The sequence below is a fragment of the Aeromonas sp. V90_14 genome, assembly GCF_029967615.1.
GTDB lineage: Bacteria > Pseudomonadota > Gammaproteobacteria > Enterobacterales > Aeromonadaceae > Aeromonas > Aeromonas hydrophila.
Genome location: NZ_JASCAS010000033.1, coordinates 197,413 through 218,388, shown reverse-complemented (window position 1 = coordinate 218,388; position 20,976 = coordinate 197,413). Strand labels below are relative to the sequence as shown.

Here is a 20,976-nt window from a genome sequence, read left to right as displayed (position 1 = left end):
AACCGGCGATAAAGGTGAGTTGAATTACTCAGCAGGCCAATATTTGTTCGCGAAATAATACGGTGCCAAAACCCCCATCAGCTTATGCCAATGGGGGTTTTTGTTTGTCTTTCAATGATGGTCGGGGATCAGCCCAATCAGGTGCTGCAGGCTTTTCTGGCGGGGATGGCGGCGGGTGGCGAGGCTGATGCGGGTGGTGAGCGGCTCGGTGGCGATGGGGTGATAGCTGACACCGTGGGGGTGCAGCTCGCTCACCGAGCGCGGGATGATGGCGACCCCGAAGCCGGCCTGCACCATGCCGACGGTGGAGATCACCTGCGGGCTCTGGCTGCCGAGGCGGGGGCTGAAGCCGGCCCGCTGGCAGCGCTGGGTGATGGCGTCGTGCAGCCCGGGCCCGAGCTCGCGAGGGAACAGGATGAAGGGATCCTGCGCCAGCGCCTCGATGGGGATGGCACCACTTTCGGCCAGCGCATGGTGCGGGGGCAGGGCAATCAGCATATCTTCCTCGTCGATGAGGTGGTGGGCCAGCGCCGAGCTGCTGCTGCAGGGCAGGCGCAGAATGGCGGCATCCAGCTCCTCGCTCACCAGATCGCGCACCAGGTTGGGCATGCTGTTCTCGATGGGGTGCAGGCTGACCTCCGGCCAGGCTTGACGAAAGTCGTGGATGAGTTGCAGCACGCTCGGGTGCAGCACGGTGGAGCCGGCAAAGCCGAGGCGCAGTGAACCCAGCTGGCCACGAGCGATGCGCCTGGCCTTCTGCATGGCCTGCTCGGTCTGCGCCAGTATCCCCTTGGCATCCTGATAGAGGCTCAGCCCCGCCTCGGTCAGCTCCACACTGCGGGTCAGCCGGTGAAACAGCGGCGTGCCCACCTCCTGTTCGAATTTGCGGATCTGCTGGCTGAGCGGCGGCTGGGCCATGCCCAATGCCTCGGCGGCGCGGGTAAAGCTCTGTTTGTCTGCCACGGCCACCAGGTAGCGCAGGTAACGGAATTCCATATCTGGTACGTCTCGAAGCTGATGGGTTTGGATATTGGTATCAAACTGTGATCTTGGTCACTATTGAATCCTGATTTGCCAACCTAACAGGATTGGAGGTGAAATCCAAATGGAAACCAATTCGTCATGTGACTGCGCCATCGAGATAAGCCAGCAGTTTGCCCGCTGGCAGGCTCGCCAGGGGGGCGGCGAGGTCTACCAGAGCTCCCTGATGAGCGCCCTGCTGGCGGGGGTTTACGAGGGGGAGACCACCATGGCCGACCTGCTGCGCCACGGTGACTTCGGCCTCGGGACCTTCAACCGGCTCGACGGCGAGCTGATTGCCTTCGAGCGCCAGATCCACCAGCTCAAGGCTGACGGCTCGGCCCGTCCGGCCCGCGCGGAGCAGAAGACCCCGTTTGCGGTGATGACCCACTTTCGCCCCTGCCTGCAGCGCCGCTTCGATCACCCCCTTAGCCGCGAGGAGATCCACCAGTGGGTGGATCGATTGGTGGGTACCGACAACGTCTTCGTCGCCTTTCGGCTCGACGGCCTGTTCGAGCAGGCGCAGGTGCGCACCGTTCCCTGCCAGCATCCCCCCTACAAGCCCATGCTGGAGGCCATCGAGGCCCAGCCGCTGTTCTCATTCAGCCAGCGGCGCGGCACCCTGGTCGGCTTTCGTTGCCCGCCCTTCGTGCAGGGGATCAATGTGGCCGGCTATCACGAGCACTTCATCACCGAGGATCGCCGGGGCGGCGGCCACATCCTCGACTACGCCATGGGCCACGGCCAGCTGCAGCTGTCGGTGGTGCAACACCTCAACATCGAGCTGCCCCGCAATTCGGCATTTCAGCAGGCCGACCTTAATCCCGCCGATCTGGACCGCGCCATCCGCGCCGCCGAAGGCTGAGCCCTTCGCTTAACAAGGAGTGACATCATGGAAAATCAACACTGGGCCTGTGGGGCCGAACTGGTGGTGCGCCATCTGGAGGTGCAAGGGGTCAAGCAGGTATTCGGCATTCCCGGGGCCAAGATCGACAGGGTATTCGATGCGCTGGAGGACTCCCCCATCGAAACCATAGTGGTGCGTCACGAGGCGAATGCCGCCTTCATGGCCGCCGCGGTCGGCCGGCTGACCGGCAAGGCCGGGGTGGCGCTGGTGACCTCGGGGCCGGGCTGCGCCAACCTCATCACCGGCCTTGCCACCGCCACCTCGGAAGGGGATGCCATGGTGGCGCTGGGCGGTGCCGTGCGGCGGGCTGACGGCCTCAAGCTGACCCACCAGAGCCTGGATACCGTCAGCCTGTGTCGGCCGGTCACCAAGTTCAGTGCCCAGGTGGGCACAGGATCCGCCCTCTCCGAAGTGATGGCCAACGCCTTTCGCAGCGCCGAGCTGGGGCGGCCCGGCGCCGCCTTCGTCAGCCTGCCGATGGACATCATCAACGAGCCGGCCGATGGCGCCATCCTGGTGCCGAGCGCCATTCCCGAGCCGGGGGCGGCCGACGAGCGTGGCATCGATCGGGCGCTGAGTCTGCTGGCGCAGGCCCGCAAGCCGGTGGTGCTGCTCGGCCTGCTGGCCAGCCGACCGGAGAACTCCCTCGCGGTGCGCGCCTTCCTCGACAAGAGCCGGTTGCCGGTGACGGGCACCTATCAGGCGGCCGGGGTGGTGGATACCCACCATTTCGATGACTTCGCCGGACGGGTGGGGCTGTTCAACAACCAGCCGGGGGACAAGCTGCTGCAGGATGCGGATTTGGTGATCTGCATCGGCTACAGCCCCATCGAATACGACCCCGTGCTGTGGAACGGCACCGGTGAGCGCCAGCTGCTGCACATCGATGCGCTGCCGGCGGAGATCGACAGCAGCTACTGCCCGGCGGTGGAGCTGGTGGGTTCCATCAGCGCCAATCTGGCGCGGCTGACCCGGATGCTGCACCAGCCGCTGGCGCGGGATCCGGCCATTACCGCGCTGCTCGGCGAGATCCGCGCCCAGCGCCATCAGCTCGCCGAACATGCCGGCCGGCTGGGGGGCACCCCCATCCATCCGCTGCGCATCGTCAAGGAGCTGCAGGACATCATCGGGCAGGACATGACCCTGTGCGTGGACATGGGCAGCTTCCACATCTGGATTGCCCGCTATCTGTACAGTTTCCGGGCCCGCCAGGTGCTCATCTCCAACGGCCAGCAGACCATGGGGGTGGCGCTGCCCTGGGCCATCGGGGCCGCCATGGTGCGGCCGGGGGAGAAGATCATCTCGGTGTCCGGTGACGGCAGCTTCATGCAGTCGAGCATGGAGCTGGAGACCGCGGTGCGGCTCAAGTCCAACATAGTGCACATCATCTGGGTCGATAACGGCTACAACATGGTGGCGATGCAGGAGGAGAAAAAGTACTGCCGCAGCTCCGGGGTGAGTTTCGGTCCTATCAACTTCAAGGCCTATGCCGAGTCGTTCGGGGCAGCCGGGTTTGCCGTTACCTGCGCCGAGGATTTGCGAGCGACCCTGCGCGCCGCCATGGCGGTGAGCGGGCCGGCGGTGGTGGCCATCCCGGTGGATTACAGCGACAACCATCTGCTGATGGAGCAGCTCAGACCCGAAATGCTCAGTTGAGCCGGATCTGAGGGAGGCTGTGAAGCGGTCCGCCCAACGCAGAGCGCCCCTTGCCAATCGGCAAGGGGCGCTCTGTCATTGCGAGAGGGCAGTTTACTCAAGGAGCGAGGGGGGGCAACACCATGGGGCCGGCCACCGCACGGGCGGCTTCGTCACCGCGCAGCACCCGCACCAGCTCGAGGGCGAACTCGATGGCGGTGCCCGGTCCCTGGCTGGTGATCAGGCGATGGGCCTGATCGGTCACCACCCGCGCCATGCTGAGCTGCGCCGCGGGCAGGCGGGCCTGAAAACCGGGATGGCAGGTGGCACTGGCATCCCCCAGCAGAGCATGGTGTTGCAGCACCACGGCGGGGGCTGCACAGATGGCTGCCCGCCAGCGCTGCGCTGCCGCCTGCTCCTTGAGCAGGGCGATGGCGCGCGGCGTATCACGGATAACCTCGCTGCCGGGCAGGCCGCCCGGCACGACGATGGCCTCGAACGCTTGGTCAGCCAGCTCGTCGAGGTGGCAATCCGCCACCAGCTGCACACCACGGGAGGCGCGGATCTGGCGCTGCCCGGCCGGGCAACAGGAGGCGAGCACCACCTCGATGGCCCCACGCACCAGGGTATCGACGATGGCGACCGTCTCGATCTCTTCCGATCCTGGGGCCACCAGTACCAGTACGCTCATCCTTTGCTCCTTGCGTTGGCGAGCCCGCCGGGCTCACTGCTTCTCTTTGATGGCCTGATAGAGACCCTGATTGACCGGCACCGCGATGCCGTGACTGGCAGCCCGGGCCAGCAGGAAGCCGGTGATGGCCTCGATCTCGGTCTCGCGCCCCTGCTCCATGTCCTGATACATGGAAGAGTAATTGTCGGCGGTGAGCTCCACCACCGTCATGACCCGGCGCAGCAGCTCGTCGCTGCCGGTGGGCTGGCCTTCGGCTTGCATCACGTCCGCCACTTCCACGCAGATCTGCTGCAGGGCATCGGCAAAGCGCGGGCCGGCCAGCTCGCCATTCTTGAGCTTGTAGAGCGCGGTGAGCGGGTTGATGGCGCAGTTGACCGCCAGCTTCTGCCACTGGCGCGCCTGGATCTGTTCATCCCAGCCGGCCTGGCCGAGGGCGGCTGCCAGATCGTCAGCCAGGGCGGCGTGGGCTCTGGCCGCCTCGTTGACCGGGCCGAGCCAGGTTTCGCCCTTGCCGGTGTGGCGGAACACGAAGTGGCCGCTCTGCATGGCGCCATGGCTGGTGACGCCGGCGATGACCGGATTGTGCGGGAACAGGGTGACTACCTGCTCGGCGATTCCCATGCCGTTGTGCAGCAGCACGATGGGCACGTCGGTCGCCAGCTGGCCCACCAGCGGAGTCAGCGCCTCGATGACCTGGCCAGCCTTGGTCATCACCAGCAGCCGTTTTACTTGGCCGGGCTGGCTGATGAAACCGCGCTCGATGTTGATGAGCTGGGTGTGGCCCTCCAGCGAGGTGAAGTCGATGCCTGGGTGCAGGGTGGAGCGGTGGCGCTCGCGCAGCAAGACGCGAGTGGCCTGGCCGCTTTGAGTCAACAGGGAGGCGAAGACGCCGCCCAGGGCGCCGCAGCCCAGCAGTGTCCATTGGGGGGAGGAGGTGTGTCGACTTTGTGTCAGGTTGTAATCGCGTGATCCGCTTGGCATGGAGAGACTCAATCAAGGTAGGGGCTGCATTCCAGTCAACCGCCTGCCGGGGATAAGTGAAGATGTCGCCTGGCGGACACCAGAAACGAGTTCATCATCTTGCTGCGAGGTCGTGATCAAGGCTTGTATGAGACTTGCTTATAGGGAACCGGTAGCTCACATATTCATATACATGCCGGCTCCTGCGCAGCGCCTTACCTTGTGGATGACCTCTCGCGGCAGATGTTGAACAGGTTCTAACGGGTCTCGCCATTCCTGTGCGCAGGGGATTCTAGCAGAGCAGCCCCATCGAAATCAGCAAATTTGCCGTAATTCTGGTAGATTTGCCCCCTTATAGCGCAACATGAGGAGCCCACTATGCCGTCATTCGATATTGTCTCTGAAGTCAAAATGAACGAGGTGTTGAACGCCGTCGACAACGCCAATCGTGAACTGGCGACCCGTTTCGATTTTCGTGGTGTCGAAGCCAGCTTCGAATTGAACAAGGAAGAGGTCAAGCTGGAGGCCGATGCCGATTTCCAGCTCAAGCAGATGGTCGAGATCCTGCGCGCTGCCCTGCTCAAGCGCAACATCGAGAACAGCTCCATGGACGTGGGTGACAGCGTTCACTCCGGCAAGCGCTTCCACCTGACCGTGAAGTTCAAGCAGGGTATCGACAAAGAGATCGCCAAGAAGCTGGTGAAGCTGATCAAGGACTCCAAGATCAAGGTACAGGCCGCCATTCAGGGTGACGAAGTGCGCGTCACCGGCAAGAAGCGTGACGATCTGCAGGAGACCATGGCTTTGGTGCGCGGCGCCGAGCTGGGTCAGCCGATGCAGTTCCAGAATTTCCGCGACTGATGATGGCCGGGGGAGGGCACGGCTCTCCCCTGTTGCCGGCAGCAAGCCATAAAAAAACCGGAGCAGCTGCTCCGGTTTTTTGTATCCCTGATACCCGTTCGATTAGAACTTGTAGGTAACGGAGAAGTAGTGGCTGAAGCCAGAGCTCTTCCACGGGGTACCGTCGTAGGCAGTGGAGCCATCTTTGGTGCCGTAGGCATCCATGAAGTACTTCAGGCCGTAACCGACGGCGTAGCGATCGGAGTGCCAGTAGATACCGTGGAAGGTAGCCAGGTTGTCGCTGGTACGGTCAGCACGGTTGTGGGTGTCCAGATCGAAGGCGTAGTCCAGGTAGCCCTGGTAGGAGACGAAGCTGCCGTTGCTGAAGGTGTAGAAAGGCTTGAACCAGTTCATGGCGAACCAGTAACCGTTCCACTCACCCTCTTCTTCGGTGAAGAACTGGTTTTCGGTGGCGTGACGAGCATACAGGTTCATGCCCACTTTGCCGAACCAAGGCACTTGTACATCAGCACCCAGACCGATCATGTTCTCCATCTGGTTGTCGCCGATGTTGTTCAGGGAGGCGATGTAGACCTCTTGCACCGGACCAAAGGAGAGATCTTTACCAGTCAGCGCATCCAGAGACATACGCGGCGCAAACTTCATGAACAGGTTCTGACCCTTGTGCTTGTCGCTGTGACGGGAGTCGAAGATATCGAAGACGTCGACGTAACCGTACAGGTCAAACAGGCCGGAGCGACCACCGAATTCCATTTCGAAGTAGGTGTCGTTGTAATCTTCAGCACCGGTGGTGAAAGGACGTTGGTCGATGGTGTGCATGACGTTGAACTGCATCCACTTGTAGTCATTCTTGTGGATGTCACCGCTGTAGTCAGCAGCGAAAGCCGGGGTAGCGGCGGCAGCCAGCAGACCGGCAGCGATCAGAGTCTTGGTAAATTTGGCCATTTTATTGGTCTCTTGTGCGTTAGTTGAGGTTTTCCGTAGCCTGCCCACAAGGAGCGGAAGGGATTCTAGCCAAATAAATTCATCGGAGAAACCAGCACCGGGGAACTTTATTCGGAAGTGTGAATCTAATCACCCCCAATTTTACGCAAACGCTTGCTATTTATCCGATTGCGATAGCAAGGATCTTCCTCGTTTGGCAACCAGCACGATCAGGATCAGCACCGGAATACCGAGCAGGCTGGTGCTGATGAAGAAGCTGCTGTAGCCGAACTGTTCGACAAAACGGCCGGAAAAACCCGCCAGCAGCTTGGGCAGCAGCAGCATCACCGAGCTGAACAGAGCGTACTGGGTGGCGGAGAAGGCCACGTTGGTCAGGCTCGACAGATAGGTCACGAAGGCGGCCGTGGCAATGCCGGCGCTGAGGTTGTCCAGCGAGATGATCAGGGTCAGCAGCTCCAGGTTGTGGCCCACCTCGTTGAGCAGGGCGAACAGCAGATTGGTGCTGGCGGTAAGCAGGGCGCCGAGAAACAGAATGCGCAGGGTGCCAAAGCGCATCACCAGCACACCGCCCAATGCGGCTCCCACCAGGGTCATGATGACCCCGTACACCTTGGTGATGGTGGCCACCTCGGTCTTGCTGAACTGCATGTCCACGTAGAAGCTGTTGGACATCACCCCCATCACCACGTCCGAAATGCGATAACAGGCGATGAGCCCCAGGATCAGCAGGGCCGAGCCGCCGTAACGGCGGAAGAAGTCGGCAAACGGGCACCAGATGGCTTCGTGGCTCCAGGCGCCGAGTCCGGCCAGCGAAGCGGGCCAGCCACGGGCAAGCAACAGGGCCTTGTGGGCCGCCTGCTGCTCATTCTGGCTGGCAAGGTCGATCACCGGTTCATGACAACAGAGGGTGGTGATGACGCCGAGGGACATCAATCCCGCCATCAGCAGATAGGTGAGTCGCCAGCCGTTGTAGTCATAACCGCTGTTGCTGCCGAGCCAGGCCGCCAGCGCCAGTGCGCCGGCGCCGGCCATGATCATCGCCAGCCGATAACCGGTCATGTAGGAAGCCGCCATGGCTGCCTGCAGCCGCTCGGGGGCCGACTCGATGCGATAGGCGTCGATGACGATGTCCTGGGTGGCGGAGGCAAACGCCACCAGCAGGGCGAACAGGGCCAGCTGGGCGAGCTGGGTCTTGGGATCGCAGAAGGCCATGCCCACCAGCGAGGCGGCGATCAGCAGCTGGGAGAACAGCATCCAGCTGCGGCGCCGGCCCAACCAGCGAGAGAGCAGCGGGAGCGGCAGCCGATCCACCAGCGGTGACCACAGCCACTTGAAGCCGTAGGCCAGCGCCACCCAGCTCATGTAGCCGATGTCGGTCAGGCTGACATCCGCTTCGCGCAGCCAGAACGACAGGGTGCCAAACACCAGCAGCAGCGGCAGGCCGGAAGAGAATCCCATGGCAAACAGGATGAGAACCCGAGTCTCAAGGTAGACGGCGAGCGAGTCTCGCCAGCTCGGTGTACGGACAGTGTTCAAATACCTGACTCCTCTGGGAAAATTGCGCCATTTTGTCAGGTTCGAGAGGGATAGCCAAGGCAAGCCGGGGGGGGCGTTGCGCGATTCAGGGGCGCAGGCCGATGCAGTGGCGCGGCAGCGGCCCGTCCGTGGTCAGGTAATTGGCGCACTCCATCAGCTGCAGGCGCAGCCAGACGTCGGCGATGATCTGCTGTTCATCCCATTGATGCAGGCTGTGCAGCAGGTGCCAGAATACGCCCTCCTGCTCGGAGGCCGGGGTCTTGTCGGCGGGAACCTGGGGCAGATCCTGCCAGTGGGACAACAGCTGCCAGCTCAGATCTTCCAGCTGTTGATAGGGGATCTCTCGTGCCAGAAAGTGACGAACCGTCTGGGCCAGCGGGATGGCATGCTGGGCGATGTAATCATTGCAGGTCACCGGAACCTCCTTCTCCTCTATGTGGGCCTAGTCCCGAACAGCGGGGCAAGGCCAGAGTATAGAAAGGGGCGCCGGCGACCCAGCGCGCGGGGTAGCGGAATGTGATCCGCTCCGCGTTATTTGTCTGCCAGCAGCACCACTTTCTTCAGGATGATGGGGCTGGTGGGAACGTCGTTGGCACGCAGGATCGGGCTGTAACCGGTCTGCACCTGGGCCAGTTTGTCCAGCACCTCCATGCCCTGCACCACCTGGCCGAACACGGTATAACCGGCGCCGGCATTGGCGTTGAGGTTGTTGTTGTCGACCAGGTTGAAGTAGAACTGGCGAGTGGCACTGTCGACCGCCTGGGTGCGGGCCATGGCGATGCTGCCGCGCTTGTTGGGCAGGCCGCCCTTGGACTCGTTGACCACGGGATCGAAGGTCGGCAGTTGCTGGAACTGCTGGTTGTAGCCGCCCCCCTGTACCACGAAGTCCTGGATCACCCGGTGGAAGATGCTGCCGTCATAGCTGCCATCCGCCACGTAGCGCAGGAAGTTCTTCACCGTCTGCGGCGCCTGTTTGGACGCCAGTTCCACCACGATATTGCCGTGGTTGGTCTCCATCCTGACCTTGGGGCCGGCGAACGCCAGCGGGGCGATCAGCATGGCCAGTAACCAGAGTTTTTTCATCTATCCGCTCCTCGCTCAGCTCGGCTGACCCTTGAGATAACCGCGCAGGGCGTTGTCCGCCATGATCTGCTGCAGCAGGCTGCCCAGCTGCTGGTTCAGGATGGATTCCAGCTCGGCCATGCTCGGCTCACCCGGGCCTTCCTTGCTGGAGGACATGTTGAACTGCTTGGTCAGCTTGCTGCCCTGGAAATCGGCGATCACCTGCAGGCTGACGCGGGACTTGGTGACATAGGTGAAGGTCTTCTCTTCCACCGTGACCGCGGCACTGGAGATGGCCAGGGTCAGGTTGGTGGTACCGCTGTTGCCCACTTCCAGCCCCTGGCTGCGCAGCCCTTCCGCCAGCTTTTCGGCCAGCAGGTTGTTGAGCGGCTGTTCGCTGTTGACCAGCACGGCAGCCTTCTCTTTCTTCTTGATGGAGAAGACGTAGGCGGCTTCACGCTTGTCCACCCCTTCCAGGGTGATGCGGTTGCCGGAGTAGTACTGCTGATTGGAAGGGATCACCTGCGGGTTGAGCAGGGCGGTCTCCGGCCAGTGAGTCGCACAACCACCCAGCATCAGGGCGGCCAGCAGCAAGAGTGACTTTTTCATCATGGGTTTCCTTTAGCTTTCTGTTTAGCGTTTGATGGCTTTCAAAATAACGAATTTGCTGTTCGACGCAACGACTTGTGCGTTGGCAAACAGGCGCTTGAGCTTGTTGTGATAATCCAGGTGACGGTTGCCTACTATCCAGAGTTCGCCGCCCTTGGGCAACACCCGATGGGCATCGCTGAACATCTGCCAGGCGATATGGTCGGTGATCGCCTGCAACTGGTGGAACGGCGGGTTGCAGAGGATCCGGTCCACCGAGCCGACCGCCACGCCGTCGAGACAGTTGTTGACCAAGAAGTGGGCACGGGGCAGGGCAGCCGGCAGATTGTGTTCGACGTTGAGCCGGGCCGAGGCGACCGCCATGTGAGACTCGTCGATGAAGGTCACCTCCACCTCGGCGTCTCGTGCCAGCAGGGAGAGCCCCAGCACGCCGTTGCCGCAACCCAGATCGATCACCTTGCGGGCGCTGTGGATCGGCAGGTTGTCCAGCATGAAGCGGGCGCCGATGTCCAGGCTGGTGCGTGAAAACACGTTGGCGTGGTTGTGGATGAGCATGTCGGTGCCCTCCAGCGGCCAGACCGTGGGAAAGGGATTGGCCAGCGCAGGGCGTTCGGCAGGCGTAGCCGCCGGGGTGCAGTGAATCAGGCGGGCCTTCTTCCAGGCCAGCGAGGTGCGGGTTGGACCCAGGTATTTTTCAAACAGCGCCAGAGTGGAGCTGTGAATGTCTTTGGCCTTGCCGGCGGCGATGACGCGGGTAGCGGGGGTGGCCACCTGGCGCAGGGCCAGCAGTTGCTGCTCCAGCAGCGCCTGATACTTGGAGACCTTGATCACCACCAGCGCGGGGGCATCGGGCAGGGGGGTAAGTGCATCCTGCAGGTGGATGGCATGGGGATCCAGGCCGTTCTCGGCCAGATTGGCCAGGGTGGCCCGCTCGCTGATATGGGAGTCGGTCACGCTGACGGGAGCATGGCCGTGCAGGTAGGCGGCCAGCGCGCCGAAGCCGTCGTTCATGATGATGACCGGGCCGTCGTGCTCTAGGGGCCCCTCTGCCAGGGTGTTGATCAGGTACTCGTCTGCGGCGTCCCAGGCCTGCAACGGATCCTGGAGCTGGCGTGGATAGCGATACAGGGTCAGGCGACAATGGGCCGTGTCGAGAAGGGTTTGCATAGGCGAAGTGTCCAGCTGATTCATGTAACGGGCGCCGACGGGGCGCAAAGTGGCGCTATTCTAGCGGGGGCGGAGAATTTCACCAGTCCCGGCCGCCACGGCAGCGGGGGAAAAGCGTGTCATTTTCCCGTTCTGGACGATTTCGTCATCCGGCCAACCCTGGCTACAATGGCCGGACATCCACTTTGGGAGTTTTGCTCGTGACCATGCAACAACAGATCGAGGCCAAGCTGGCCGCCGCCTTGTCCCCCAGCCATCTGGAAGTGATCAACGAAAGCTACATGCACCGGGTGGCGCCGGGCTCCGAGAGCCACTTCAAGGTGGTGGTGGTGAGCCAGGCGTTCGAGGGGCTGCGGCTGCTGGGGCGTCATCGTCAGGTCAACGGAGTGCTGGCCGAAGAGTTGGCGGGAGCCATTCATGCATTGGCGCTGCATACCTATACCGAGCAGGAGTGGCAACAACGGGAGCAGGCCCCGACCACCCCCAGCTGCGTCAGCAAAAACGGCCTCTCCTAAGGCTATTGACGAATTGATTACTCAATCTGCGACTAGTTAACAATTAATAAACGTTTTCCGGTGGCGTCCCTGGCTGTGGAACGGGACGCCAACCTCCCGCCCTGACATCAAGATTTCTAATCCTTTTTTGAACATAAAAACCATTACCCATTTTTAGGTAATAATGGCTAACTCGAAGCCGCGCCTGAGGTTTCGTGAAAAAAAGCCGCGTGATTAAATTTCGATGATTTTGTGATAGAGCGGGGATTTTCCCCATTTTGCATGGCAGGCAACTCGCCATAAGTGGTAAACTCAGGCGCTTTTGAATGACCCTGTATGTTGCTGATTTGTTTGTTTCTTCGACATCATCCCGCAACATCAACGGGCTCATTCAACAACTCGTCGTGATGTATTTCTCGGCGCTAACCAACCTGTCTTCCCTTAACGGTAGTGCAAGTGAGTATGATTACAATTAAAAGAGGACTGGACATCCCCGTGCTGGGTGCTCCGGAGCAAGTAATCTACGATGGCCCGGCCATCACCCGTGTTGCTACACTCGGCGAAGAGTTCGTGGGGATGCGTCCTACTATGTTTGTCAAAGTAGGTGATCGCGTCATTAAAGGTCAGGAGCTCTTCGAAGATAAGAAGAATCCCGGCGTTAAATTCACGGCCCCCGCCACCGGTGTGGTTTCAGAGATCAACCGGGGTGCCAAGCGCATTCTGCAATCCGTTGTCATCGATATCGATGGGTCCGACGAGCAGGTGACCTTCGAGCACTTTGCGTCCGCCGAGCTGGCCAAGCTCGAGCGCAGCAAGGTGCAGGAGATCCTGGTCGCGTCCGGCCAATGGACCGCGTTGCGTACCCGCCCGTTCAGCAAGGTGCCGGCCGTGGGTTCCACCCCGCGCGCCATCTTCGTCACCGCCATGGACACCAACCCGCTGGCTGCCAGTGCGGAGCTGATCATCAAGGAACAGGCCCAGGCTTTCCTCGACGGTCTGGCCGTGCTGACTCGTCTGACCGATGGCACCGTCTACGTCTGCAAGGGCGAGGCGAGCCTGCCGCACGCTTCCCTGGCGCAAGTCAAGGAAGAGGTGTTCGTCGGCCCGCACCCTGCCGGTCTGCCCGGTACCCACATCCACTTCCTGGACCCGGTCGGTGCCAAGAAAGTGCAGTGGCACATCAACTATCAGGATGTGATCGCCTACGGCAAGCTGTTCACCACCGGTCAGATCTTTACCGACAAGGTGATCGCGCTGGCTGGCCCGAACGTGGTCAAACCGCGTCTGCTGCGCACCCGCATGGGCGCCTGCATCAGCCAGCTGACCAACAACGAGCTGCGTGCGGACGAGAATCGCATCATCTCCGGTTCCCTGCTGAGCGGTGCCAAGGCCGAAGGGGTACATGACTACCTGGGTCGCTACCACAATCAGGTCAGCGTACTGGGTGAAGGTCGCGAGAAAGAGTTCCTGGGTTGGGTCAATCCCAGCGCCAGCAAGTTCTCCATCACCCGTACCACCCTCTCTCACCTGATGAAGGGCAAACTCATCAACTTCACTACCACCACCAACGGTAGTGATCGCTCCATGGTGCCTATCGGCAACTATGAGCGCGTGATGCCGCTCGACATCCTGCCGACCCTGCTGCTGCGGGATCTGGTCTCCGGCGACACCGACAATGCGCAAGCACTCGGCTGTCTGGAGCTGGATGAGGAAGATCTGGCGCTCTGTACCTTCGTCTGCCCCGGCAAGACCGAGTACGGCCCAGTCTTGCGTGAGTGCCTGACCAAGATCGAACTGGAAGGTTAAGCGATGAGTTTCAAGCAACTTCTTGAAAATATGGAACATCACTTCGAGCCGGGTGGCAAGTACGCCAAGTACTATGCCCTGTTCGAAGCGGCGTACACCCTGTTTTATACCCCGGGTTCCGTGACCCGCAATGCCGCCCACGTCCGTGATGCGATCGATCTGAAGCGCATGATGATCATGGTGTGGCTGGCCGTGTTCCCGGCCATGTTCTGGGGCATGTACAACGTCGGCAACCAATCCATCGCCGCCATCGCCCACCTGGGCACGGCTGCCGGTGCCGACACCTGGCAATACACCATCGCCACCCTGCTGGGCGCTTCGCTGGATCCGGCCGTTGCCGGCATCGGCAGCAAGATGCTGATCGGTGCTGCCCACTTCCTGCCCATCTACCTGACCGTGTTCCTGGTCGGCGGTTTCTGGGAAGTGCTGTTCGCCATGGTGCGCAAGCACGAGATCAACGAAGGTTTCTTCGTGACCTCCATCCTGTTCGCGCTGATCGTGCCGCCCGAGCTGCCCCTGTGGCAAGCTGCCCTGGGTATCACCTTCGGTGTGGTGCTGGCCAAGGAAGTGTTCGGTGGTACCGGCAAGAACTTCCTGAACCCGGCGCTGGCGGGTCGTGCCTTCCTGTTCTTCGCCTATCCGGGCCAGATCTCCGGTGATGCAGTCTGGGTTGCCGTCGACGGCTACTCGGGTGCCACCGCGCTGAGCCAATGGGCCCAGGGCGGCCAGATGGCGCTGATCAACGGTGCCACCGGCCAGACCATCAGCTGGATGGATGCTTTCCTTGGCAACCTGCCCGGTTCCATCGGTGAAGTCTCCACCCTGATGATCCTCATCGGTGCGGCCATGATCGTCTACATGCGGATCGCCTCCTGGCGCATCATCGCCGGCGTGATGATCGGCATGGTAGCGACCTCCCTGCTGTTCAACGTCATCGGTTCCGATACCAACCCCATGTTCAACATGCCGTGGCACTGGCATCTGGTGCTGGGCGGCTTCGCCTTTGGTATGGCCTTCATGGCGACCGATCCGGTCTCCGCTGCCTTCACCAACAAGGGCAAGTGGTGGTATGGCGCCCTGATCGGGGTGATGGTGGTGCTGATCCGGGTGGTGAACCCCGCCTTCCCGGAAGGCATGATGCTGGCCATTCTGTTTGCCAACCTGTTTGCCCCCTTGTTTGACCATTTCGTGGCGCAGGCGAACATCAAGCGGAGGATCGCTCGTGGCGTTTAATAAAGACTCTACTGTCGGCACCCTCACCATAGTGACCGGTCTGTGCCTGGTCTGCTCCATCGTGGTCTCCGTGGCCGCCGTGGGACTGCGTCCGGCCCAGCTGGAAAACCGGGCGCTGGACAAGCAAAGCAACATTCTGTCCGTCGCCGGTGTCGACATCAGCAGCGTGGCCAAGCGCGATCTGGCCCAGCTGTACGGTGACAAGATTGAAGCGCGTCTGGTTGACTTGACTACCGGTGAGTTCGTTGACGGCGATGCCGACAACTTCGATACCAAGCTGGCGGCAAAAGACCCGGCCAAGAGCATTCGTCTGGCCCCGGCCGACGACAAGGCCGGCCTGCGTCAAATCTCCAAACTGATCCCGGTGTTCTTCGCGAAAGATGCCGAGGGCAAGGTCGACAACATCATCCTGCCGATCTACGGCCAGGGTCTGTGGTCCACCATGTACGCCTTCGTGGCGGTCGCGGCCGATGGCCAGACCATCAAGGGCATCACCTACTATGACCACGGTGAAACCCCGGGTCTGGGCGGCGAGATCGAAAATCCGGCCTGGCGCGAGCTGTTCGTCGGCAAGAAGCTGTTCGATCAGGATGGCATGCCGGCACTGCGGGTGATCAAGGGTCATGCTCCGGCTGGTTCCGAGCATGAGATCGACGGCCTGTCCGGCGCGACCCTGACCGGTAACGGCGTACAGCATACCTTCGACTTCTGGATGGGTCCCAAGGGCTTCGGTCCTTTCCTGGCCAAGGTTCGTGCAGGAGAAATCAACAATGGCTGACAAGAGCGAAATGAAAAAGTTGCTGTTGACGCCTGTGCTCGGCAACAACCCCATCGCACTGCAGGTGCTGGGGGTCTGTTCCGCGCTGGCCGTTACCAGTCAGATGAAGACGGCGTTCGTGATGACGCTGGCCGTTACCGCGGTCACCGCCTTCTCCAACCTGTTCATCTCCCTGATCCGCAACCAGATCCCGAACAGCGTGCGGATCATCGCCCAGATGGCGGTGATTGCCTCGCTGGTTATCGTGGTTGACCAGGTGCTCAAGGCGTATGCCTACGACATCTCCAAGCAGCTGTCGGTGTTCGTCGGCCTCATCATCACCAACTGTATCGTGATGGGTCGTGCCGAAGCCTATGCCATGAAGAGTGCCCCGCTGCCCTCCTTCCTGGACGGTATCGGCAACGGCCTGGGTTATGGCGCCGTGCTGCTGACCGTGGCCACCGTGCGCGAGATCCTGGGCTCCGGTACCTGGTTCGGCATCGAACTGCTGCCGCTGGTGAACAATGGTGGCTGGTATGTGCCCAACGGCCTGCTGCTGCTGCCGCCGAGTGCGTTCTTCATCATTGGTCTGATCATCTGGGGCGTACGCACCAAGGATCCCAAGCAGGTGGAGGCGAAGGATTAAGGTATGGAACACTATATCAGTCTGTTGATTCGCTCGATCTTCATCGAGAACCTGGCGCTCTCCTTCTTCCTGGGGATGTGTACCTTCCTGGCGGTGTCCAAGAAGGTCAAGACCGCCATGGGCCTGGGGATCGCCGTTATCGTGGTTCAGACCGTGGCCGTCCCGGCCAACAACCTGATCTACAACTACGTCCTCAAGGACGGTGCCCTGGTTTCCGGCCTGGATCTCAGCTTCCTGAGCTTCATCACCTTCATCGGGGTGATCGCGGCACTGGTGCAGATCCTGGAGATGGCGCTGGACAAGTACTTCCCGGCTCTCTACAACGCGCTCGGTATCTTCCTGCCGCTCATCACCGTGAACTGCGCCATCTTCGGTGGCGTCTCCTTCATGGTGCAGCGTGACTACAACTTCGTTGAGTCCGTGGTCTATGGCGTGGGTTCGGGTGCCGGCTGGATGCTTGCCATCGTCGCGATGGCGGGGATCCGCGAGAAGATGAAGTATTCCGATGTTCCAGAAGGCCTGCGCGGCCTCGGCATCACCTTCATCACCGCGGGTCTGATGGCGCTGGGCTTCATGTCCTTCTCTGGTATTTCCCTGTAATCGGAAAGGAAATATAGATGGAAATTATTCTGGGTGTGGTCATGTTCACCGTGATCCTGCTGGCCTTGGTGGCAGTCATTCTGTTCGCCAAGTCCAAGCTGGTGACCGCCGGTGACGTGACAATCAGCATCAACGGCGACCCGGCCAAGGCTGTGACCAGCCCGGCGGGTGGCAAGCTGCTCGGCGTGCTGGCCGGCAGCGGTATCTTCGTCTCCTCCGCCTGTGGCGGCGGCGGCTCCTGTGGTCAGTGCAAGGTACGGGTAAAATCCGGCGGCGGCGATATCCTGCCGACCGAGCTGGATCACATCAGCAAGGGCGAAGCCCGTCACGGCGAGCGTCTGGCCTGTCAGGTCACCGTTCGTTCCGACATGGACATCGAACTGCCGGAAGAGATCTTCGGGGTGAAGAAGTGGGACTGTACCGTCATCTCCAATGACAACAAGGCCACCTTCATCAAGGAGCTCAAGCTGCAGATCCCGGATGGCGAGAGCGTACCGTTCCGCGCCGGTGGTTATATCCAGATCGAAGCGCCGGCTCACCACGTGCAGTACAAGAACTTCGATATTCCCGAGGAGTATCGCGGTGACTGGGATCGCTTCAAGATCTTCGAGCTGGAGTCCAAGGTCAACGAGCCGATCATCCGTGCCTACTCCATGGCCAACTATCCGGAAGAGTTCGGCATCATCATGCTGAACGTGCGGATCGCGACCCCGCCGCCGAGCAACTGGACTGCCCCTCCCGGCCAGATGTCCTCCTACATCTTCAGCCTGAAGGCTGGCGACAAGGTGACCATCTCCGGTCCGTTCGGCGAGTTCTTCGCCAAGGACACCGATGCCGAGATGGTGTTCATCGGTGGTGGTGCCGGTATGGCACCGATGCGTTCCCACATCTTCGATCAGCTGCGCCGTCTGAAGACCAAGCGCAAGATGAGCTTCTGGTACGGTGCCCGTTCCAAGCGCGAGATGTTCTATGTCGAAGACTTCGACATGCTGCAGGCCGAGAACGACAACTTCCAGTGGCACGTCGCCCTGTCCGATCCGCAACCGGAAGACAACTGGGACGGCTACACCGGCTTCATCCACAACGTGTTGTTCGAGAACTATCTCAAGAACCACGAGGCGCCGGAAGATTGCGAGTTCTACATGTGCGGGCCTCCCGTCATGAACGCTGCCGTCATCAACATGCTGAAAAACCTCGGTGTTGAAGACGAAAACATCCTGCTGGATGACTTTGGTGGTTAATCAATGCACAGTGTTGTAAAGACCTGGCTAGCCTTCGGGCTAGCCTTTTTCTTGACTGGGTGCGGTCAGGAACAAACGGTCCAATCGAAGCCGGAGATCCACATCACCGGCAGCACCATGGGTACCTATTACTCCATCAAGGTGGCGGACAGCGTCATCACGGATCCCGCCAAGTTCCAGGCCGAAGTCGATGTGCTGCTGGAGCGGGTCAACGATCAGATGTCGACCTACCGCCCGGATTCCGAGCTGTCGCGCTTCAACCAGCATCGCGGCTCAACGCCGGTGGTGGTCTCCCGCGATACCGCGCGGGTGGTGACCGAGGCCATTCACATTGGCCGTGAGAGCCGCGGGGCGCTGGACGTCACCGTCGGCCCCTTGGTCAATCTGTGGGGCTTCGGGCCCGATGCCAGACCGACCAAGATGCCCTCCGACGAGCTGATCACCCAGACCCGCCAGAAGACCGGGCTCGGCAATCTGCACGTGATCACCTCGGCCGATGCCGATACCCTGCAAAAGGACATCCCGGATCTCTATGTGGATCTCTCCGCCATCGCCAAGGGCTTTGGGGTCGACAAGGTGGCCGAGTATCTGGAGTCCATGGGCTCGCGCAACTATCTGGTGGAGATCGGTGGCGAGCTGCGGATCAACGGCGTCAACGGCAAGGGGCACCCCTGGCGCGTCGCCATCGAGAAGCCGACCGCCAACGCCGGTTCGGTGCAGGAAGTGATCGTGGCCGGTGACAACGGGGTGGCTACCTCGGGCGAGTACCGCAACTATTACGAGCTGGACGGCAAGCGCTTCTCCCACACCATCGATCCCATGACCGGCAAGCCGATCCAGCATCGGATGGTGTCGGTGACCGTCATTCACCCCTCCTGCATGACCGCAGACGGGCTGGCGACCGTGTTCATGGTGCTCGGGCCCGAGAAGAGCCTGGCCTATGCCAAGGAGCGGGGCTTGGCTATCTTCGTGATCACCAAGACGGATGATGGCTTCGAGGAGTCTTACTCCGATGCCTTCAAACAGTATCTGGTTAGAAAATAAGGGGCGGTAACATGCAGATTTTTTTGATCACCTTCGGGGTATTTCTGGCGGTAGTGGTGGCCATGGCCATCGGTTACATCTTCCAGAAGAAGACCATCTCCGGCTCCTGCGGCGGGCTCGGCAGCATAGGTATCGAAAAAGAGTGTGATTGCCCGGAACCCTGTGACAACCGCAAGAAGAAGATGGCCAAGGAAGAGGCCCGTCGCAAGATGCTGGCGGAGAACCGGATCATCTGAGCGGACAGGGCGCCGAGTCGTACTCGACCCCGTGCCGGATAACCGACGGGCTGACCTGATGGTCAGCCCGTTATTTTTTGCAAAAGACTCAGTAGTCGTATTGCTGGCAGGCTTTCTTTTTGAACTCAGCCCGCCAGCGTGCCAGCTCCTCCCGGGTGCCCAGCTCGTCCCCCTGTTTGATGGCCTGCTCCAGCGCCGCGATGCGGTCATACAGCCAGCTGCATTCGGCGGTCGGGTTGTCCTTGCTGCTGCCCGGCTGTGCCAGCAGGCAGATCCCCAATCCCAGCCAACCTATCTTCATCTCACCCTCCTTGCATGATGCGCTAACCAATGGTGCCTTAAGAGTCTATATCTGACCCTCATTTCATGCCGATGGCAGAAATGGCAGCACTGGGTTAGCATAGGCAGGTTACCTGTTTATTCGTACAGTGGTATGCGCAAGATCATTCACATCGACATGGACTGCTTCTATGCCGCGGTAGAGATGCGGGACAACCCGGCCTTGCGCGAGGTGCCGCTGGCCATCGGCGGCTCGGCTGACAGGCGCGGCGTCATCTCGACCTGCAACTATGTGGCGCGCCGCTTCGGGGTGCGCTCCGCCATGCCGAGCGGCCTGGCACGCAAGCTCTGCCCGCCGCTGGTGCTCATTCCCGGCCGGATGGCGGTCTACAAGGAGGTTTCCCGTCAGCTGCGGGCCATCTTCCTGCGCTACACCGAGCAGGTGGAGCCGCTCTCCCTCGATGAGGCCTATCTCGATGTGACGATGAGCCCCTGCTGTGGTGGCAGTGCCACCCTGATGGCCCGCGAGATCCGCGCCGCGATCAAAGCCGAGCTGGGGCTGACCGCCTCGGCCGGGGTGGCGCCGAACAAGTTTCTGGCCAAGCTCGCCTCCGAGCAGCGCAAGCCGGACGGCCTGTTCGTGATCCGCCCGCAGGAGGTGGATGAGTTCGTGCGCCAGCTGCCGCTTGGCAAGTTGCCCGGCATCGGCCGCAAGACCGCGGACCGGCTGGAGTCGCTCGGCCTTTACTCCTGCGAAGATGCCCGCCAGCTCGGCAATGAGGAGCTGATCGCCCGTTTCGGCAAGCTCGGGGAGATGCTGGCCGGGCGGATCTGGGGCCACGACGAGCAGCCGGTGCAGGCCCAGCGGGTGCGCAAGACCATAGGGGTGGAGACGACGCTCGCCAGCGACGTGCTGGATGAGGCCGCCTGCTGGCAGGTGCTCAGCCAGCTCATCCCCGAGCTGGAGCAGCGTTTCTCGGTCAGCCACGGCAAGGAGCAGCTGATGGGGCAGGGGATCAAGCTCAAGTTCGCCGATTTTCAGCAGACCACCGTCTACCGGCGCGGCGGTTACCAGCCGGAGCGGTTTCACGATCTGCTGCACGAAGGCTTGCTGCGGGCGCAGGGCAAACCCATTCGGCTACTGGGATTGGTGGTCGGCCTGCCCGCAGCTGGCGAAGTGAACCAACTTGCCCTGGATTTAGCGTGATAAGGTTAAGTTTTTGTTTCTAAAACCGATACACTGATCA

The 20,976-nt window shown here is 61.2% G+C and carries 23 protein-coding genes; 13 read left to right on the top strand and 10 right to left on the bottom strand.

Translation table 11 applies throughout. The features are described 5' to 3' along the window. Positions 1-111: 111 nt before the first annotated feature. Positions 112-996: a LysR family transcriptional regulator gene (locus QLG02_RS13275; RefSeq protein WP_282465361.1), complete on the bottom strand. Its 885-nt coding sequence runs from the start codon at positions 994-996 to the stop codon at positions 112-114. A 109-nt stretch (positions 997-1,105) separates the two neighbouring features. Between QLG02_RS13275 and budA the strand changes: the two genes are divergently transcribed. After that, the gene (gene budA / locus QLG02_RS13270; protein ID WP_005303601.1) at positions 1,106-1,885 is read left to right on the top strand and encodes an acetolactate decarboxylase; all 780 of its coding nucleotides are present in this window, start codon (positions 1,106-1,108) and stop codon (positions 1,883-1,885) included. A 27-nt stretch (positions 1,886-1,912) separates the two neighbouring features. Further along, positions 1,913-3,583 (top strand): acetolactate synthase AlsS, encoded by a 1,671-nt coding sequence (alsS, locus tag QLG02_RS13265; protein WP_282465360.1) that lies wholly within the window; start codon positions 1,913-1,915, stop codon positions 3,581-3,583. 97 nt (positions 3,584-3,680) lie between these two features. Here the strand turns inward: alsS and QLG02_RS13260 are convergent, their stop codons facing one another. Together QLG02_RS13260 and QLG02_RS13255 are read right to left on the bottom strand one after the other, a co-directional pair. Beyond that, positions 3,681-4,253, bottom strand: coding sequence for a DJ-1 family glyoxalase III (locus tag QLG02_RS13260; protein WP_253626663.1), 573 nt, complete (start codon positions 4,251-4,253; stop codon positions 3,681-3,683). A 33-nt stretch (positions 4,254-4,286) separates the two neighbouring features. After that, positions 4,287-5,234 (bottom strand): 2-dehydropantoate 2-reductase, encoded by a 948-nt coding sequence (locus QLG02_RS13255; RefSeq protein ID WP_039214334.1) that lies wholly within the window; start codon positions 5,232-5,234, stop codon positions 4,287-4,289. Between the two features lie 357 nt (positions 5,235-5,591). Here QLG02_RS13255 and QLG02_RS13250 point away from each other — a divergent pair, with 357 nt between their 5' ends. Further along, positions 5,592-6,074 carry a YajQ family cyclic di-GMP-binding protein gene (locus QLG02_RS13250; protein WP_016349839.1) on the top strand — a complete coding sequence of 161 codons (483 nt, stop codon included), beginning with the start codon at positions 5,592-5,594 and terminating at the stop codon, positions 6,072-6,074. A 102-nt stretch (positions 6,075-6,176) separates the two neighbouring features. On the opposite strand, the gene QLG02_RS13245 is transcribed toward QLG02_RS13250, so the two are convergent. The 6 genes from QLG02_RS13245 to QLG02_RS13220 form a co-directional block, all read right to left on the bottom strand. Next, complete coding sequence (locus tag QLG02_RS13245) at positions 6,177-7,019, bottom strand: outer membrane protein OmpK (protein WP_011705056.1); 843 nt, start codon at positions 7,017-7,019, stop codon at positions 6,177-6,179. A gap of 156 nt (positions 7,020-7,175) precedes the next feature. Further along, the gene (locus QLG02_RS13240; protein WP_017408629.1) at positions 7,176-8,555 is read right to left on the bottom strand and encodes an MFS transporter; all 1,380 of its coding nucleotides are present in this window, start codon (positions 8,553-8,555) and stop codon (positions 7,176-7,178) included. An 85-nt stretch (positions 8,556-8,640) separates the two neighbouring features. Beyond that, positions 8,641-8,970, bottom strand: coding sequence for a hypothetical protein (locus QLG02_RS13235; RefSeq protein WP_017408628.1), 330 nt, complete (start codon positions 8,968-8,970; stop codon positions 8,641-8,643). A 116-nt stretch (positions 8,971-9,086) separates the two neighbouring features. Next, the gene (locus QLG02_RS13230; RefSeq protein WP_005303575.1) at positions 9,087-9,638 is read right to left on the bottom strand and encodes a peptidylprolyl isomerase; all 552 of its coding nucleotides are present in this window, start codon (positions 9,636-9,638) and stop codon (positions 9,087-9,089) included. Positions 9,639-9,653: 15 nt separating this feature from the next. Continuing rightward, entirely contained in the window at positions 9,654-10,226 is a 573-nt protein-coding gene (locus QLG02_RS13225; RefSeq protein ID WP_011705058.1) for a YajG family lipoprotein, read from the bottom strand. A gap of 24 nt (positions 10,227-10,250) precedes the next feature. Next, on the bottom strand, positions 10,251-11,393 hold the full coding sequence (locus QLG02_RS13220) for a methyltransferase (RefSeq protein ID WP_282465359.1): 1,143 nt from the start codon (positions 11,391-11,393) through the stop codon (positions 10,251-10,253). A 206-nt stretch (positions 11,394-11,599) separates the two neighbouring features. Here QLG02_RS13220 and QLG02_RS13215 point away from each other — a divergent pair, with 206 nt between their 5' ends. The 9 genes from QLG02_RS13215 (at position 11,600) to nqrM (ending at position 19,450) form a co-directional block, all read left to right on the top strand. Continuing rightward, the gene (locus QLG02_RS13215; RefSeq protein ID WP_257684784.1) at positions 11,600-11,908 is read left to right on the top strand and encodes a BolA/IbaG family iron-sulfur metabolism protein; all 309 of its coding nucleotides are present in this window, start codon (positions 11,600-11,602) and stop codon (positions 11,906-11,908) included. 441 nt (positions 11,909-12,349) lie between these two features. After that, on the top strand, positions 12,350-13,693 hold the full coding sequence (locus QLG02_RS13210) for a Na(+)-translocating NADH-quinone reductase subunit A (protein WP_011705061.1): 1,344 nt from the start codon (positions 12,350-12,352) through the stop codon (positions 13,691-13,693). Between the two features lie 3 nt (positions 13,694-13,696). Next, entirely contained in the window at positions 13,697-14,926 is a 1,230-nt protein-coding gene (locus tag QLG02_RS13205; protein WP_011705062.1) for an NADH:ubiquinone reductase (Na(+)-transporting) subunit B, read from the top strand. Then, entirely contained in the window at positions 14,916-15,704 is a 789-nt protein-coding gene (locus QLG02_RS13200) for a Na(+)-translocating NADH-quinone reductase subunit C (RefSeq protein WP_011705063.1), read from the top strand. Before QLG02_RS13205 ends, QLG02_RS13200 begins: the two co-directional genes overlap by 11 nt. Then, entirely contained in the window at positions 15,697-16,329 is a 633-nt protein-coding gene (locus QLG02_RS13195; protein ID WP_005303545.1) for an NADH:ubiquinone reductase (Na(+)-transporting) subunit D, read from the top strand. Before QLG02_RS13200 ends, QLG02_RS13195 begins: the two co-directional genes overlap by 8 nt. A 3-nt stretch (positions 16,330-16,332) precedes the next feature. Then, positions 16,333-16,929 (top strand): NADH:ubiquinone reductase (Na(+)-transporting) subunit E, encoded by a 597-nt coding sequence (gene nqrE, locus QLG02_RS13190; protein WP_005303538.1) that lies wholly within the window; start codon positions 16,333-16,335, stop codon positions 16,927-16,929. A gap of 17 nt (positions 16,930-16,946) precedes the next feature. Beyond that, complete coding sequence (nqrF, locus tag QLG02_RS13185) at positions 16,947-18,170, top strand: NADH:ubiquinone reductase (Na(+)-transporting) subunit F (protein WP_011705064.1); 1,224 nt, start codon at positions 16,947-16,949, stop codon at positions 18,168-18,170. A gap of 3 nt (positions 18,171-18,173) precedes the next feature. Next, positions 18,174-19,214, top strand: a complete 1,041-nt coding sequence (locus QLG02_RS13180) for an FAD:protein FMN transferase ApbE (RefSeq protein ID WP_011705065.1) — start codon at positions 18,174-18,176, stop codon at positions 19,212-19,214. Between the two features lie 11 nt (positions 19,215-19,225). Next, positions 19,226-19,450 carry a (Na+)-NQR maturation NqrM gene (gene nqrM, locus QLG02_RS13175; protein ID WP_011705066.1) on the top strand — a complete coding sequence of 75 codons (225 nt, stop codon included), beginning with the start codon at positions 19,226-19,228 and terminating at the stop codon, positions 19,448-19,450. A gap of 88 nt (positions 19,451-19,538) precedes the next feature. Here nqrM and QLG02_RS13170 read toward each other — a convergent pair whose 3' ends face one another. After that, a complete protein-coding gene (locus QLG02_RS13170; RefSeq protein WP_282465358.1) occupies positions 19,539-19,751 on the bottom strand; it encodes a hypothetical protein in 213 nt (70 codons plus the stop codon). Between the two features lie 132 nt (positions 19,752-19,883). On the opposite strand from QLG02_RS13170, the gene dinB reads away from it, so the two are divergent. Continuing rightward, positions 19,884-20,936, top strand: a complete 1,053-nt coding sequence (gene dinB, locus QLG02_RS13165; RefSeq protein WP_029303729.1) for a DNA polymerase IV — start codon at positions 19,884-19,886, stop codon at positions 20,934-20,936. Positions 20,937-20,976 lie beyond the last annotated feature (40 nt).

What these genes read in the sequence shown, in the direction of transcription:
- QLG02_RS13275 (WP_282465361.1), bottom strand. Translation starts at nt 996, where the DNA reads ATGGAATTCCGTTACCTGCGCTACCTGGTGGCCGTGGCAGACAAACAG.
- budA (WP_005303601.1), top strand. Translation starts at nt 1,106, where the DNA reads ATGGAAACCAATTCGTCATGTGACTGCGCCATCGAGATAAGCCAGCAG.
- alsS (WP_282465360.1), top strand. Translation starts at nt 1,913, where the DNA reads ATGGAAAATCAACACTGGGCCTGTGGGGCCGAACTGGTGGTGCGCCAT.
- QLG02_RS13260 (WP_253626663.1), bottom strand. Translation starts at nt 4,253, where the DNA reads ATGAGCGTACTGGTACTGGTGGCCCCAGGATCGGAAGAGATCGAGACG.
- QLG02_RS13255 (WP_039214334.1), bottom strand. Translation starts at nt 5,234, where the DNA reads ATGCCAAGCGGATCACGCGATTACAACCTGACACAAAGTCGACACACC.
- QLG02_RS13250 (WP_016349839.1), top strand. Translation starts at nt 5,592, where the DNA reads ATGCCGTCATTCGATATTGTCTCTGAAGTCAAAATGAACGAGGTGTTG.
- QLG02_RS13245 (WP_011705056.1), bottom strand. Translation starts at nt 7,019, where the DNA reads ATGGCCAAATTTACCAAGACTCTGATCGCTGCCGGTCTGCTGGCTGCC.
- QLG02_RS13230 (WP_005303575.1), bottom strand. Translation starts at nt 9,638, where the DNA reads ATGAAAAAACTCTGGTTACTGGCCATGCTGATCGCCCCGCTGGCGTTC.
- QLG02_RS13225 (WP_011705058.1), bottom strand. Translation starts at nt 10,226, where the DNA reads ATGAAAAAGTCACTCTTGCTGCTGGCCGCCCTGATGCTGGGTGGTTGT.
- QLG02_RS13220 (WP_282465359.1), bottom strand. Translation starts at nt 11,393, where the DNA reads ATGCAAACCCTTCTCGACACGGCCCATTGTCGCCTGACCCTGTATCGC.
- QLG02_RS13215 (WP_257684784.1), top strand. Translation starts at nt 11,600, where the DNA reads ATGCAACAACAGATCGAGGCCAAGCTGGCCGCCGCCTTGTCCCCCAGC.
- QLG02_RS13210 (WP_011705061.1), top strand. Translation starts at nt 12,350, where the DNA reads ATGATTACAATTAAAAGAGGACTGGACATCCCCGTGCTGGGTGCTCCG.
- QLG02_RS13205 (WP_011705062.1), top strand. Translation starts at nt 13,697, where the DNA reads ATGAGTTTCAAGCAACTTCTTGAAAATATGGAACATCACTTCGAGCCG.
- QLG02_RS13195 (WP_005303545.1), top strand. Translation starts at nt 15,697, where the DNA reads ATGGCTGACAAGAGCGAAATGAAAAAGTTGCTGTTGACGCCTGTGCTC.
- nqrE (WP_005303538.1), top strand. Translation starts at nt 16,333, where the DNA reads ATGGAACACTATATCAGTCTGTTGATTCGCTCGATCTTCATCGAGAAC.
- nqrF (WP_011705064.1), top strand. Translation starts at nt 16,947, where the DNA reads ATGGAAATTATTCTGGGTGTGGTCATGTTCACCGTGATCCTGCTGGCC.
- QLG02_RS13180 (WP_011705065.1), top strand. Translation starts at nt 18,174, where the DNA reads ATGCACAGTGTTGTAAAGACCTGGCTAGCCTTCGGGCTAGCCTTTTTC.
- nqrM (WP_011705066.1), top strand. Translation starts at nt 19,226, where the DNA reads ATGCAGATTTTTTTGATCACCTTCGGGGTATTTCTGGCGGTAGTGGTG.
- QLG02_RS13170 (WP_282465358.1), bottom strand. Translation starts at nt 19,751, where the DNA reads ATGAAGATAGGTTGGCTGGGATTGGGGATCTGCCTGCTGGCACAGCCG.
- dinB (WP_029303729.1), top strand. Translation starts at nt 19,884, where the DNA reads ATGCGCAAGATCATTCACATCGACATGGACTGCTTCTATGCCGCGGTA.